The organism is Thalassomonas sp. RHCl1 (assembly GCF_947387555.1).
In the GTDB taxonomy this organism is placed as follows: domain Bacteria; phylum Pseudomonadota; class Gammaproteobacteria; order Enterobacterales; family Alteromonadaceae; genus Thalassomonas.
Map to the genome: position 1 here is coordinate 87,562 of NZ_CANDNZ010000009.1, position 14,819 is coordinate 102,380.

The window sequence follows — 14,819 nt, forward strand, 5'->3', positions numbered from 1 at the left end:
GTGCAGAGGAAAGTTTAATGATTCTTAAAGAATTACGTATCAGCCGCCACCTTTCGCAAGAACAGTTAGCGCAAATGTCCGGCTTGAATGTTAGAACCATTCAGCGAATTGAAAGCGGGAAAAATGCCAGTTTAGAGTCTCTCAAATGTCTTGCTTCTGCACTTAATGTTGAGGTATCAACCCTGAGTCAGGAGAAATTTGTGATAAATAAAAATTCAGAGCATTGGAAAAACTTACCCCTTTGGTTGAAAGTCTGGTTTGCTTTCAACTTTCTCCAGTTTCGCTCCAGGAGGGAAACGGCGGTTCGAATTGAAGTCATCTCGCATGTTAGCGGTTTTGTTTTTTGCTGTTTGGGCCTTGTCAGTGAAGCTGCGCTTGTTGGCGGTTTAATGATGCTTACGACCGGCTATTTGTTTCACTTGCTGAAATGGCAGGGGGATAAGTACAGTATTTGGTTTGAAGCTGAGCCGGCCAAGGGTAGCTGATAACTGGCAATTGAGGATTGCCGCTTTGACGCCAAACGGTGACGGCAACCCTCAAAGTGCTCTGGGGCTATGCCAATAGTGCTTTTATTTTAAATTAGATCTCTGTTCAACCCGGTGACACGCCACCGGCGATAAAATACGACTCAATTCTTGCTGATCTTTTATTTTGGCAACCCTTCCATGTCGATTGGATTAACTTGGTTATAACCTGTAAACCCCTGCGTTAAAAATTGCTCTGCCTGTTCTTTGCCGGATGTCCGGTATTTCTTTGCATGAATGCTTCCCGCATAAAAACAGCTAAGTCATGAAAACCTGGTGAGATAAAAGCTGCGCCGGCTGCACCATCATTAATAAACATTGCTATAGGAGACGATAAAAAAAACTGTATGGATGCCCTAATACGCTTCGTACCATCAGGAGAACGACTATGCCAAATCAACCTAAGAAACCAGCTCCTAAGGGGGCTAAACGCAACCCCGCAAAATTTACCAATCCCGCCGCGAATATCGGCATGGATGCCGGGGAATTCGACCTGCAACTTGCACTGGACAAATACTCTACCGCTGCTGTGCAGTTGGAGGCGGTTTCATCACTTATGGACAAGTTTTTCCTCAGTCAGATCATGATTTTGCCGACACCGCATGAAGACCCGGCAGTCACAGAAGAAACCCACCAGTTGTTTAATGACGCCATGGAAAGGTTGATCGGCTGGGGCCGGCAACTGGGGGAATACATCCAGCGCGATGTCGGGAAAAATCCGCTAAACGATGAAGCCAAGGTGGAGGCCCTCAGGGTTAAAAACTTTCTCGATGTTTTTGCCGAAACCGCAGGCGAGCTGGCACGGGATATCCTGGAGCCCGACAACGCTGCCGGTGTCGAACAAGGAGCCATTCGCGCCCCCTTTGTCCATTTTCCACCGGTTGGCCACCACCATGAGCATTCCTTTAGCAATGCGGTGGAGTGTGGCGGATGTGCCGTGGTGATCAAGGAGTTTCGCGGTCTTAAACTTTATCGGGTGAAGAAAATTATCACCCGGGTCATTGAGCCATGGACCAGCCGTCAACGCATTATTAACAAGGAAGTTTGGGTGCTTGAATGGCGGCATGCCCAGTATATCAAGACCATCACCGTTAAGTGTTGCTGTGAGCACCCGGTTACCGAGGTTACTCATACAGAAGTTGTTGATAAAGGGCTGAGTTGCTTCTGGAGAAATTATTAATAGACAGCTCAATGTAATGTTTTATCACATGTAAAAAGATTAAGTCGGTTTACCTGTAGATCGGCTTTTTCTTGGTGCCGAGGACAATTGTTATTTCTTTTCCTTATCTGATTAATTAACATGAATCGCTTTATTGTTATTAGGGTCTCTCGGAGGGGGCATTGGATATATTCAAGACTAGCAGATTGACCATCAGAGAAGTATCAAGCAGCGATCTTGATAAATTATCACCCATACTATCTGACGAAGCCACAATGAAATATACCGCAACCGGGGCACAGACTCATGAACAAATGATAGCGTTTGTTGAAAATTGTGCTCGCCAATACCGAGAGCAGGGGTTTGGTCATTGGGCTATTTTTATTAGCGAAACAAATGAATTGGTTGGGCTCTGTGGTCTGAACCGTCACCAGATTGATGGCGAAGAATATATGCATGTGAATTATCGCCTGGGCAGCCAATATCAGGGAAAAGGCTTGGCGACGGAAACGGTAAAGGGGGTGATGGATTATTGTGCAAACTCATTAAAACTTAACCATTTATCGGCAATCATCGAACCTTCCAATACCAGTTCGATTAAGGTTATCGAGCGTTTGGGTTTTAAATTTAGAAAACAAACCAGGTTTAAAAACTTAAATGTGAATATTTACCAGGTAAGTATGTGATTTGAGCCCTGATAAAAGCATAAAGCGTAATTTTACAGGCTTAATACCTTTTCAAAAGCGGCAATAAGATGCCCGATTTACTCTATATCAATGCCAATATGAACCTGAGATTTGAAGTCGCGACAGTGGCGCATAAAAAATTTTTCTGGGAGCATTATATTACTGCCATGCAGCCGCATATTGAGAAAATATGGGGGTGGGATTTATCCTGGCAGCAAAATGATTTCGACAACAGGTGGTCATCTTGTGTCAATCACTTGCTCGTTTTAGATGACACTGTTGTAGGTTATATTCAAAGCCAAGACTTACCCGATAACCAGTACATTATGATGCTTATTATCGTGCCCGAATACCGCAATAAAGGGATTGGGCAAGAGGTACTGAGCGCATTACGCTCTGATTGTCGAAAACCTTATATTCGTTTAAGGGTATTTGAAAGCAATACCCAGGCATTGAAGTTTTATTGTGCTCATGGCTATGAACTGGTTGAAAGGGAAGCGTCATTTTATCTCTTACAACAAGCCGTTAGTTAAGCAGCTATGACATTCATGTCGTTTTTCGGCGGTTATACTCTCTTGCATGACCACAGGGCTTTCAGGTATAGGTAACTCTTGGCGTCCATTCAAACCGCCGGGTTTGTCCTTACCTGATCCCGGCCGTTTTCTTTGGCTTGATAAAGTGCACTATCTGCCCGGGCAATAATTTCATCAATACAGTTATCGGTTCTGGTAAATACACCTATGCCTATGCTGACGGTAAATTTACATGCACTTTCCTGGGTATCCACGTGCAGTTCGCGGCATTGGCTATTGATGCGCTGCGCCGATGTCCGTGCCTGTTCCAGGCTGCTGTCGGGTAAAAAGAGAATAAACTCTTCGCCGCCGTAACGGCCGACACTGTCAATATTGCGAATGTTGGCGGTCAGGCAGCGGGAAAAGTATTTGATGACTTCATCGCCGGTGGCGTGGCCAAAGTTGTCGTTGATCTTTTTAAAATGATCTATGTCCAGCATCATCACGGCAAAAGTGCCGCCGTTACGTTTAACCCGGTTAAACTCGGTTTCCATAATTTCAAAGATATGACGGCGGTTAGCGATATTGGTAAGGGGATCGGTATGGGCCAGGGCTTCCAGTTGTGTCTTTAAGTTCTCGGCATTGGTGGCAAAATAGAAAAACATGATGAAAATAATGGTGGATGTTACACATAGATTCAGGGTGAAGAATAAGATGCTCAGCCCGTAAGTGTCGATACTGTCCGCCAGGAAAATGTTGGAATCTATGATGCCGCCGGCAATAATCAACGCCAGGTAAAAGATAAACCAGCGCAGGGTGGTAAAGCGGTTTTGAAAGGTAAAACCGACCAGGATCGATAATATCGACCAGATGATCACCGCACCGCTGGGAATAAAACCGCCCAGGGATATTTGAAACAAAAACGGCAGCAATACGCTGATGGCCATCTGAATGATACGTACTATTTCAAACTTTTTTGAAAAATAGAGGTAGGTAAAATTAACGATAGTGATCAGGGTGTAGCCGTAGGGGATCAGCGACTGCCAGGTTAACCCGGAAAAAAATGACAGGGTGCCCCAGATAAAGCCCCCCAATCCCATCAGTGCCCCGGTGTAAATTAAAAATCCATGCCCAACTTTTTCCCTTTCTGTATTTCCGGGAACATTTCCTATGGTTCCCAATTTTTGGAGATAATTGCGTATAGATTTTATCGGCATCAGCACCTCTAATAGCTTACCGGATCACTAACAGGAACTGTGTAGCAACATAAAACCGCAGATTTGCGGGTGAGATTTTTATTTGTTTTTTTTGTGTTTATATCATTACTAATTTGCGGGTTATTATACCCGCAAAAGTCCGTTGTGGGGAAATGGCTTTATTATTTCGGGCCAATAGCATGTAACTTGTTTAAAGCATTCATTATTCCCAGCTGCTGTAGGGGCGGCGCATCAATACCGAGTTATAATATCGGGTCTGGCCGGTGACTTCTTCTGCCAGCCAAAGGGGTTTGTCGAAGCTTTCGTGCTCATGTGTTAATTCAATTTCGGCAACCACCAGCCCCTGGTTTTCCCCGTAAAATTCATCCACCTCAAAGGTATGTTTTCCTTGGGGAACCAGATAGCGGGTTTTGTCGATCACGCCGGGTTCACACAGGGCGAGTAAAGCTTTGGCCTCATCAAGGGGGATTTCTTTTTCCCATTCATAACGGCTGGCACCGGACTCGCTGCTTAAGCCTTTGACGGTTAAATAACCCTGATTGCCTTTGGTGCGCACCCGCACCGTGCGCTCAGGCGCTGAATTTAAATATCCCTGGGTGATACGGACTTTTTCACTGGCATCGCTTTTATATTGCTCATTGTTGACTAAAAACTTTCTTTCGATTTCTATTGCCATTATTGGGCCACCTGGAAAGGATAAAACAGACATTATACGGGGGATTTTACCAATACCAAGCTCAAAGCTGGGCAGGCGAAATGACCTTGATATAAAGTATTTGATTTATAAGAAATATTGAAGGAAAAACAGTAGGAACTAGGTTAAGCTTAGGAAAAAAATAACAGGGGCAGCCAAGTGAACAGAGCTTTTAACTTTCGCGCTATTTCTTCATTGTTTTTCTTATGTTTTATGTTGCTTACCGGCATATCTTCACTGTCGGCCAATGACACCATTCCCGAGTCTTTATCTCCCTGGGGGCCCTGGGTATTAAAAGGCAGTGAAGCCTTAACATGTCCCTTTATTAACCGCTCCGATTTTACCGGTTTAGACAACCATGTTTGCGCCTGGCCGGGCGCCTTAACCCTGGATGCCGGTGAGCAAGAAGCCGGTTTCGAGCAGAGCTGGCAGGTACTGAGCAAAAGCCTGGTGCCTTTACCCGGCGATGATGAAAACTGGCCGTTAAAGGTGACGGTAAACGATAAAAAGCTCCCTGTGATTAAACATAAAGGCAGGCCGGCGATTGAGCTGGAGCCGGGGAATTATTTGATCAAAGGACAGTTTAACTGGCAGCAGCTGCCGGAAAGTCTGGCCGTTCCCGGGTTATATGCCCAGGTAGCGTTAACGGTAAATGCTCAGGATGTGGCTTTTCCCCGGTTGGAAAATAATGAACTATGGCTGAGGCAGCTGGATATCCGCCAGGAAAAACAAGACAGTTTGGATATTAGCGTGGCGCGCCGCATCACCGACGGTGCCTATATCAAGCTGGAAACTTATATCAGTATCCAGGTTTCCGGCAAAATGCGCGAGGTGAAATTAGGTAAAGTACTGCCGGAAGGCTTCGAACTTACCGGCATTCGCAGCAAAGCCGCCGCTTTCTTGGATGCCCAGGGAATACTGCATGCCAAATTACAGCCCGGCAGCTGGGAGATTTTGGTTGACGGTTATGCCCGGCCTGAGTTGTTAACCTGGCAAAAGCCGGAGCAAAATTTTGAATTAAGCCCGGGGCACAGCTATTACTGGCCAAAAGGTGAAATTTGGGTGTTTCAGGGGCAGGAGAACTTGCGGCTGGGCAAACTCACCGGAGCGCAAATGGTCGATACCCGCCAGGGCATTATGCCGCAGTCCTGGTATGAGTTACCCGGTTACCTGATGCAAAACGGCGATGTCCTCAGTTACGAAGTTCAGCACCGGGGTAAACCGCTGCATTTAGAAAACCGGTTGAATTTAACCCGTCAGTTATGGCTGGCTTTTGACAATGCCAGTTATAACTTTAGCGATCAGATCACAGGTTACATGATCACCGACTGGCGTTTGAGCATGCCGGGTCCTTTTCTGCTGGAATCGGCGGAAGATCAGGACGGCCCGGTATTGATCACCACCCGCCAGGCAGGAGAGCGGGGGGTAGAGAACCGTTATCCCCGGGTAGACATTCAGGGGCGGGGCAGCACCCAAGCCAAGGGGCAGTTGGCCGTGACCGGCTGGGACAGTGATTTTGAGCAGGTTGATTTAACCTTGAACCTGCCGCCGTCAAACCTGCTGTTTGCGGTTTTTGGCGCCGATTATGTGTCATCGAGCTGGTGGAGCAACTGGTCTATCTGGGCGAGTTTTATCTTGCTGCTGTCGGCGATTCTTGCTGCCCGGCTGGTTAACATCAGCGCCGGTATTACCACCGCCTTGATGCTGCTGGCCATCTACCAGGAGGCTCATGCGCCGGTGATCGCCATTATCAATTTATTGCTGGCGCTGGCGATAAAAAAATATCAGCCGTTTGAGCGCCTGCAATCCCTGGTGAAAACCTATTGGGCTTTGAGCGTGGCGCTTATTGCCGGCACCTTGTTATTTTTCTGTGCCGTTCAGTTGCGTATTGTGCTGCACCCCCAGCTGGATCCGGGCAATACTGCCGGCAGAATAATGAAGGTAGAGCAAAGCTTGGTACTCGAACACGAGCTGGCGGAGCAAAAACAAGCGGATGACGGAAGAAAATATAAAGCAATGCGACGCCCGCAGGAGCCGATGCAAGCGGAAATGCTGGATATGGCTGATGTGGAGAGAATGTCGGTCACCGCCGGTAAGGTCAAATCAGCGGATTTATTGATGGAAAGATACCAATCGGATGCCCTGATGCAGGCGGGATCCGGCATCCCCAACTGGCAATGGCGTCGCCATCAGATCAACTGGAACAGTCCGGTGGCGAAAGAGCAGGTTTTTGACCTGATAGTGTTATCGAAAAACCAGTACCGCTTGCTGAAAGTTTTTGGCGTCGTGCTGAGTTTGCTGTGGTTATACCTGGTGCTAAAAGATGTTGTCCGTATCAAACCCGGGAGTTTGCAGCCAAAAGCCGCCGCCGCTTTGCTGGCCTTTTTTATGTTGACCCCCGGCTATTCACCCGAGCTGGCAGCACAGGCGTTTCCTGATCAGGCATTGCTGGCTCAGCTAAAAGCCCGCCTCAGTGAAGCACCGTTATGCGCCCCCCATTGTGCCGTGATCAGCCGCTTGCAGGTAGATGCGCAAGCTAAGGCGCTGACACTGCAACTGACAGTTGATGCCGGTGCTAACACGGCATTGGCTTTGCCGCGTTCGGAGTTTTGGCGACCGCAAACCGCTAAGGTGAACGGCAAAACGGTTACGGCCTTGATTAAACGCCAGGGCTGGATTTATCTGCCGGTGCAGCAGGGGATCACCAATATCCGTTTGAGCGGCCAGCTGGCGCCGGTAGAAGTATTCCAGCTGGAGTTTAAAGAGAAGGCACAAAGGGTTGAATTGTTACCTTCATCCGACTGGGAAATTGTCGGTACTCAGGGCAGCCGCTTAAGCGCCAATACTCTGGAGTTTCTTGCCAGGGCGCCGGTAGCATCAGGAGCGGAGCAAACTTCGTCGCGTTACAGCAAGCAGCCGCTGGTGAATGTTATCCGGGAAATCTCCCTGGATAAGGTCTGGCGTGTCAGTACCCGTGTTGAGCGTATTGCCCCGAGCCAGGGGTCAATTACCGTTTGGGTGCCGACCCTGCCGGGAGAACATATCAGCAGCGATGATATTGTGCTTGATAATCAAAGCGGTGAAAGCCGGGTACAGGTGAGCATAGCCTCCGGACAGCAGGACTTTGGCTGGCATTCTATTTTACAGCAGCAGGAAAACATCAGCTTTAATGCCCGCAGCAATAACCGGGTGATAGAGCAGTGGCTGGTGATGGCCAGCCCGTCATGGCATACGGAGTTTTCCGGCTTACCGGTGATTTTACAGGATCAGGATAATGACGATTATTTTCGCTATGCCTTCTACCCTTATGCCGGTGAAACCTTAAGCCTGAGCACGACACGCCCGGAGGCGGTCGCCGGTGATGTGCTGGCCATTGACAGGGTAGAGTACAATATCGACCAGGGCAGCCGCACTGCAACACTGAATTTGACCTTTGATTACCGCAGCACCCGCGGCGGCGAGCATGTGTTAACGTTGCCGGAAAATTACCAGCTAAAAGAAATCAGCAGCGACGGCAAAATCATGAATCTGCAGGGAGAAGGGGGCAAGCTCACCCTGCCGGTTTTCCCCGGTAAGCACAGGGTGAATATACGGATGCGCTCGGCAAGTGAAGAAACTTTCATGATGTCCTCGCCCGCCATTAACCTCAATGCCCCGGTGAGCAATATCTCAACCAAGATGAACCTAACCTCGGAGCGTTGGGTATTGTGGGCAAAAGGTCCGTTGCTCGGGCCTGCGGTGCTTTATTGGGGGGAGCTGGTGGTGTTTTTGCTGCTGGCGCTATTGCTCTCCCGGGTGAAGTTTTCCCCGTTAACCACCATCAGCTGGTTAGTGCTGGGTTTTGGTTTAAGTTTGAATAACTGGGGCGTGCTGATGCTTATTGCTTTCTGGTTTGCTTCCCTGACGGCAAGTACCTACCGGCCTAAGGCTATGGGGCGGTTATTTTTTAATGTCTCACAGTTGGGGTTATATGGCTTGTCTGTAATAGCGCTGCTCTCCCTGGTGGCGGTTGTGCCTATGAGTTTATTGGGCACACCGGATATGGGCATTAGCGGCAACTACTCTTACGGCAATTATTTATCCTGGTTTGCCGATAAAAGTAACGGGGTATTGCCTGAAGTGTCGGTGATGAGTATTTCCACCTTGTTCTACAAGGGCATTATGCTCGGCTGGGTGATCTGGTTGAGTTTCGCCATCGTCGGCTGGGTGAAATGGGCCTGGAAAATGCTGGGCAGCCAGGGGTATTGGCGCAGTAAAATCAGCAAAGAGCTGATAGAGACAAAGAAATAAAGAAGACTTTATTTCTAATAGCAACCGGGCTTAAAGAGCCCGCTTGCTATCTTGTTTTTCCTTTTAGATCTTGGGGCATTATTATTCATCTCCGGTAGATAAATTTGTTAATATGCGTTTTGCTCAAAACCTGTTGGCTATATCAATGATGATCCTCCGCCGGTAATATGGCAGCGCCAGTTTTCAAGAGTATAAAGAAACGGGTGATATTGTTGTTAAAATAAGCATTGTTAAAAGGGATGCCGTTAGCTTATTTTGCTGTTTTTAATAAGTAGTGGAAATTTAAAAGTGAAATTGAATAAAGTTGTTAATCTTGTCTTTCTGACGGTGCTGGGTAGTCAGTTAATGAGTTGCAAAAGTACAGCTGTTAGTGAAAGAGTTAACAGTGAGCCGAAAAATAAGCCAACCCATGTCGTTAAGCAAGTAAATAAAAAGGTGCCAAGGTTACAGTTGAATGAGTTGCCTGAAAGTCCTTTTAATAGCGGGTACTATTATACTTCTATCGGCCGTATTTATACTTTATTCGATCGAATGCTTTATCAGGCAGTCGCTTTTGATGATAGCTATTCCGAACGGGTTTTTGAAAAACTCCTTGATGCTGTTGATCCTGCCAGGGAACATTTTAGCCGGCAGTTTATTGATGGTTTATCTTCCTATAAGCACAGTTTTGATGACATGATCCAGTCCCGGGATTTATCTGGGGCGCATCAGCTAATCGAGGTATTGTTTAATGAAGTTGATACCCGGTTAAAGCAGGAAATTTCTGCGCTAAGTACCACAGCCCTGCCGGAACCGGCCGCTGATACTTATAAAAGAGTAAATTTATCTGAGCGGTTAGCGAGCCGTGAAGTGCTGGATGCGCATTGGAAGAAACGTGTCCGCAGCGATATCAATAACTTGTTGTTATCCGGGCTGGAGAAAGCGCAAGCGATTGAGGTATTAACGCAGAGATATTCGGCGCTTCAACAAGATTATCTGCAATTAACGGTAAATGAAAAGTATACATTATTAATGAATGCTTACGCCCGTGGCATAGATCCTAATGCCGCCTATTATCCTGGTGTTGACGATGAGACACTCGATAAATTACAGGAGGACTCCGAAGATGTATACGGCAGATATTTCTGGGATCAGGTACTCAAGGATGATAATGGCAATGTGGTTGTCAGGCATCTTGTCCCGCAAACACCCGGTGTAAAAAACCAGTTAAATGGTGGGGATGCCTTGGTTGGCATGATAGATGAGCAGCAAAACTACATTGATTTTTTACCCTTAACGGTGAAAGACGTTTCACAATTACTTCAAAGTAAAGCCGGTAAGGGGATTACGTTAAAAGTCTTCAGGCCTGAAGGAGCCGGTATCAGGGTTCTCGATATCACTATTGCCGAACAGCAAACTGCCTATGAGCTGTTAAAGGTTCAATCGGGTATTCAAACTGCTGCAAATAGCCAATCTAAAATTGGCGTTATCAAAATACCATTATTTTATAATGACTTAACTGAAGATGTGCTAACAGAGCTAAAAAAAATCACCGCGCAAGATATCTCAGGGTTAATCATTGATCTGCGTAATAACGGCGGCGGCTCTTTATATGAGCCGGCCAAGCTGGCGGGATTATTTATTAACAAAGGACCTGTTGTCCAGGTTCGAGATGGCAGTAATAAGATTTCCCTGAAAGAAATTAAAAAAGGCAGTGTTCGTTATCTTGGGCCTTTGACTGTATTAGTAAACGGTTATAGCGCCGGTGCCAGTGAAATATTCGCGGCTGCTATTCAGGATTATGGCCGGGGGATCATACTGGGGGAGCAGACACACGGTTATGGAACGGTTCAACAGCACAGATCTATCGGTAGAGTCTATGATTCATATGATCAACCTATGGGGAGTTTGAAGTTCACCATTGCGAAATTTTATCGGATAAACGGGGATAGCACACAACATACAGGGGTTGTTCCGGATATCCCTCTAAAAGGCATTGCTGTTGAATATGACAGGGAGCAGGACAAGGACTTTGCACTGCCTTGGGATGCAATTGCCGGCAGTAACTATCAGTCATTGCATCAGGTTTATCGTCCGAAAGCGAAAATTGAAGATATAAAAGATGATATGCCCGAGCTGGCAACTCATAAAAAACTTGATGCGCAAGCCTTATTTGACATGGCGTTAAAAGTAACGGCTGCATATGCTAAAAATTTGCAATAGCGTAATCCTGGGATATTAAAAGAGGAAAGGGAGTTTAAATGAAGCTAACGAACGAACTTTCCTATTACCGGGACTGCTACAAAGAAGACAGTGCCGATCTAAATCTTTGGAATCTGTCTAAGCTGAAAAAAGAAGATTGCCTGCTACTGAGTGGACAAGATGATCTCGGCTCGGGGTTCCTGCCCAGGCTGCCAGTCCCTGAAGAATTTGCCGCTCAAATGCAAAAGCGGGTTGAGCTCTACCGGCGGGAGCGTGTGTTACTTTATGCCAGCTTTATGCTCGTGGGCAAGCTGGAGGTTAAAGGCCAGTTAATGCCTGTAGTCTCCCCTTTGTTATTTAATGAAGCCGAAATTGAACAGGAAAACGGTAATTATTATTTCTCGGTGAATAATGATGTGCCGGAGGTCAATGAATCCTTAACCCAGCTGTTGATGCCGGAAACGAACGGTAGGCCGGATCTTGATAGCGAAGCTGAGCTGCAATCCCCGTCCTTGTGGACATCATGGTTAAAAGCCAGTCCGTTAGCGTTGAATTTACTGGAGCTGTTGGAATTTCCTCTATTAAGTCACGCTGACGAGATCAAAAAAGCATTAAGACGGAAAACGCCGAGTTTATTGCCTGCTTCAATGCTGGTTTTTGTTGAGCGTGCTAGCGGTAGCCGTGGCGTATTGCATGAAATGGATGAGATAATCGCATCAGAGCAGGTTTCTCCGCCCTTATCTGCTTTATTTGCTTCGGCTGGCAAGGGAGCTGACATCCAGCTTGTTAATAAAAACCTGAAATATGATTATTTGCCGGGGTTGTTGTCGATACCACAAAAACAGGTGATTGACATTGCCGCCAATGCCAGTTTGGGTTGTACCTCAGGCCCGCCAGGTACAGGGAAAAGCTATACCATAGCGGCGATAGCGGCAGAGCATATGGCCAGGGGGGAATCGGTACTGATAGTGGCCAACAATGACGCCGCTCTGGATGTGATTGCCGATAAACTTGATAACAACTTTGCCTTAGGTGATGTGTCGATCCGCGCCGGACAAAAAGCCTTCCTCAAACAGCTTAAAAACTATATTGCCGATTTGCTCGCTGGATATTTTGATGTTGAACAAGCTGTCGACCCTAAGCAAGATGAAGCGCAGTTAAAGCGGCTGAATAACCGGCTAGCGGGCTTGGAAAAGCGTTTTGTTAAATTTTGTCAAAAAGCTATCGTCCGGGGTCAAAGGTTGCATGCTTTGGAGCAAGGCAACCGGCTTTGGCTCAAGCGCCTGTATCTGGGACTGGCAAACGGGGGAATACGCCAGTTGGCAAAACAGTGGCATGCCTTAAATGAAATCAATCGTGAACATGTTAACAGGGAGTCTCTGGCGAGTAGCTATTTAACTTCCCTGAAAAAGAATAACCTGAAGCTTTTGATTGAAACACAACGTAAGTCACTGCAGGCTTTTAATAAGGCGATCAGAAGCCGAACTTCAAAGCGGCAGTTCGAGCTTTTTGATGAAATTGAATATGCAGCACTGCTGTCCGCTTTTCCGGTATGGCTGGTGAGTTTAAACAGTCTTTACCGGGTACTGCCGTTAAAGGCGCAAATGTTCGACCTGGTGATTATAGATGAAGCAACTCAATGCAATATCACCAGCTCTCTGCCGGCCTTATACCGCAGCAAAAGAGCCATGGTGGTAGGCGATAGTAAACAATTAAGGCATTACTCTTTTCTGGCGAAAAACAAAGAAGCAGCCTTATTGAAAAGTCATCAGCTTAATCATAGCGCTCCCGGGGTGGTCAGTTACCGGGAAAATTCAATTTTAGATCTCACCTTAGCGACACTGGAAAGTAACAAGCAGCTGGCTTTTCTTGACGAGCATTTTCGCAGTAAACCTGAGCTGATCCATTTTAGTAATATCAGCTTTTACCAGAATAAATTAAAGATCATGCAGCACAGGCCCTGCACCAGCAGCGGCCACCTGGAGCTTGAACGGACGCAGGGCAGGCGGGATAAATCCGGGGTTAATCATCTTGAAGCTGAAAAGGTCATTGCTGCTATTCGTCGTCAAATCGCCGAAGATGCCGTTGCCGGTATGGCACACAGCGTAGGTGTGGTATCGCCTTTCAGACATCAGGCAGAATATATTGCCAAAGAGATAGTAGGACAATTTAGCGAGTCGGAAATAGACAGACATAAGCTCAGATCGGCTACGCCTTTTGGTTTTCAGGGAGAAGAAAGGGATATAATGCTGATTTCGTTCTCGCTTGATAATGACTCGAAACGGGCAGCGGTTTACCTTAATAAGGCTGATGTCTTTAACGTCACTATTACCCGGGCCCGGCAGCGGCAAGTATTGTTTCTGTCTATGGATGAAAACCAGCTTCCCGAAAGTAACTTGTTAAGACGTTATTTGCATAACATGACTGATTTTGAAGCCAGGCATTCACTTTCCAGTAGAATAGATAAATTCCAGCAAAGTGTGATCCGGGAATTAAATGACCATGACATTCAGACTTGGCCGGGTTACAGCCTGGCGGGAACGGAAGTTGATGTTTTATGCCGTTACCAGGGACAATATCTGGCCCTTGATCTTATTGGTTACCCCGGTCCCTGGGCCGATTATTTTGAGTTAACCAGTTATAAGTTATTTAAACGTGCCGGCATTGAAGTGCTGCCGTTAAGTTATGGCTTATGGGTGCTGGATAAAGCATTATGTATTGAAACTGTCACTAAAAAATTTGGCATTAGTAAGTCTTAAAAAGGACGTTTTTTTGAAAATTTTTTTATGCCTGCTTGCTGTTCTGTCATTGTCGGCTAAAGCACAAACGAGTGTTTGCTATGGCACCACCTCAAATGGCCGCATAGAAAATGCCGTTAAACTACCGGGGGAAGGGGACAACTTTGTCGGTTATAGCACAATTGCCAGTCTTATCGGACGTACTTATGTTCATTCACAGGTAAAGGATATTATTATCCAGGCTTACCGGCAGTTGGAAACAGAACAGGCGGGCAAAGTTTATAAGTATGCGGAAACCGGTTGGGCACAAGGTGGCCGCTTTAAACCCCATAAAACTCATCAAAATGGCTTATCTGTGGACTTTATGACACCGGTTATTGAGGCTGATGGTAAATCTGTCCATTTACCTACCCATCCTTTTAATAAGTTTGGCTACGATATTGAGTTTGATGCTAACGGTAAATATGAAGCGTTAACGATTGATTACCTTGCCCTGGCCGCCCATATTGTCGCCCTGCATAAAGCCGCCAAAGCTCAGGGCGTGGATTTATGGCGGGTAATATTTGATCCTAAATTACAGCCGAATCTTTTTAATACCCGTTATGGCGATTATCTTAAAAAGCATGTGCAGTTCTCCAGGAAAGCTTCCTGGGTCAGGCATGACGAGCACTATCATGTTGATTTCGCCATCCCTTGTGTTCATAGCGAAACTAAGAATAATGGGGTTATTAAGTGAAAACTTCGATCTTTCTCGTTTGGGTTAACCCTGTCAATATACGGTAAACTTTTAAATTGACCGCGTTTAGCGCGCAAAGCAG

Annotated in this window: 10 protein-coding genes; 8 read left to right on the forward strand and 2 right to left on the reverse strand. The window is 46.5% G+C overall.

The window, feature by feature from the left end:
- The first annotated feature begins 17 nt into the window (after positions 1-17).
- From QL234_RS22305 to QL234_RS22320, 4 genes are all read left to right on the forward strand, one after another.
- Positions 18-485 (forward strand): helix-turn-helix transcriptional regulator, encoded by a 468-nt coding sequence (locus tag QL234_RS22305; RefSeq protein ID WP_281559978.1) that lies wholly within the window; start codon positions 18-20, stop codon positions 483-485.
- Positions 486-912: 427 nt separating this feature from the next.
- Positions 913-1,704: a hypothetical protein gene (locus QL234_RS22310; protein WP_281559979.1), complete on the forward strand. Its 792-nt coding sequence runs from the start codon at positions 913-915 to the stop codon at positions 1,702-1,704.
- A 185-nt stretch (positions 1,705-1,889) separates the two neighbouring features.
- Entirely contained in the window at positions 1,890-2,369 is a 480-nt protein-coding gene (locus tag QL234_RS22315; protein WP_281559980.1) for a GNAT family N-acetyltransferase, read from the forward strand.
- Between the two features lie 68 nt (positions 2,370-2,437).
- Positions 2,438-2,902, forward strand: coding sequence for an N-acetyltransferase (locus QL234_RS22320; RefSeq protein WP_281559981.1), 465 nt, complete (start codon positions 2,438-2,440; stop codon positions 2,900-2,902).
- An 89-nt stretch (positions 2,903-2,991) separates the two neighbouring features.
- On the opposite strand, the gene QL234_RS22325 is transcribed toward QL234_RS22320, so the two are convergent.
- Together QL234_RS22325 and QL234_RS22330 are read right to left on the reverse strand one after the other, a co-directional pair.
- On the reverse strand, positions 2,992-3,981 hold the full coding sequence (locus tag QL234_RS22325; protein ID WP_281559982.1) for a GGDEF domain-containing protein: 990 nt from the start codon (positions 3,979-3,981) through the stop codon (positions 2,992-2,994).
- A 319-nt stretch (positions 3,982-4,300) separates the two neighbouring features.
- Positions 4,301-4,774: a CYTH domain-containing protein gene (locus QL234_RS22330; RefSeq protein ID WP_281559983.1), complete on the reverse strand. Its 474-nt coding sequence runs from the start codon at positions 4,772-4,774 to the stop codon at positions 4,301-4,303.
- A 177-nt stretch (positions 4,775-4,951) separates the two neighbouring features.
- Between QL234_RS22330 and QL234_RS22335 the strand changes: the two genes are divergently transcribed.
- The 4 genes from QL234_RS22335 (at position 4,952) to QL234_RS22350 (ending at position 14,737) form a co-directional block, all read left to right on the forward strand.
- Positions 4,952-9,082 (forward strand): hypothetical protein, encoded by a 4,131-nt coding sequence (locus tag QL234_RS22335; protein ID WP_281559984.1) that lies wholly within the window; start codon positions 4,952-4,954, stop codon positions 9,080-9,082.
- Between the two features lie 255 nt (positions 9,083-9,337).
- Positions 9,338-11,284: a S41 family peptidase gene (locus QL234_RS22340; RefSeq protein WP_281559985.1), complete on the forward strand. Its 1,947-nt coding sequence runs from the start codon at positions 9,338-9,340 to the stop codon at positions 11,282-11,284.
- Positions 11,285-11,322: 38 nt separating this feature from the next.
- The gene (locus QL234_RS22345; RefSeq protein ID WP_281559986.1) at positions 11,323-14,022 is read left to right on the forward strand and encodes an ATP-binding protein; all 2,700 of its coding nucleotides are present in this window, start codon (positions 11,323-11,325) and stop codon (positions 14,020-14,022) included.
- A 13-nt stretch (positions 14,023-14,035) separates the two neighbouring features.
- A complete protein-coding gene (locus QL234_RS22350) occupies positions 14,036-14,737 on the forward strand; it encodes a penicillin-insensitive murein endopeptidase (protein ID WP_281559987.1) in 702 nt (233 codons plus the stop codon).
- The last annotated feature ends 82 nt before the right edge of the window (positions 14,738-14,819 follow it).

Coding starts and splice junctions, on each gene's coding strand:
- QL234_RS22305 (WP_281559978.1), top strand. CDS start 18: ATGATTCTTAAAGAATTACGTATCAGCCGCCACCTTTCGCAAGAACAG.
- QL234_RS22310 (WP_281559979.1), top strand. CDS start 913: ATGCCAAATCAACCTAAGAAACCAGCTCCTAAGGGGGCTAAACGCAAC.
- QL234_RS22320 (WP_281559981.1), top strand. CDS start 2,438: ATGCCCGATTTACTCTATATCAATGCCAATATGAACCTGAGATTTGAA.
- QL234_RS22325 (WP_281559982.1), bottom strand. CDS start 3,981: ATGGGATTGGGGGGCTTTATCTGGGGCACCCTGTCATTTTTTTCCGGG.
- QL234_RS22330 (WP_281559983.1), bottom strand. CDS start 4,774: ATGGCAATAGAAATCGAAAGAAAGTTTTTAGTCAACAATGAGCAATAT.
- QL234_RS22345 (WP_281559986.1), top strand. CDS start 11,323: ATGAAGCTAACGAACGAACTTTCCTATTACCGGGACTGCTACAAAGAA.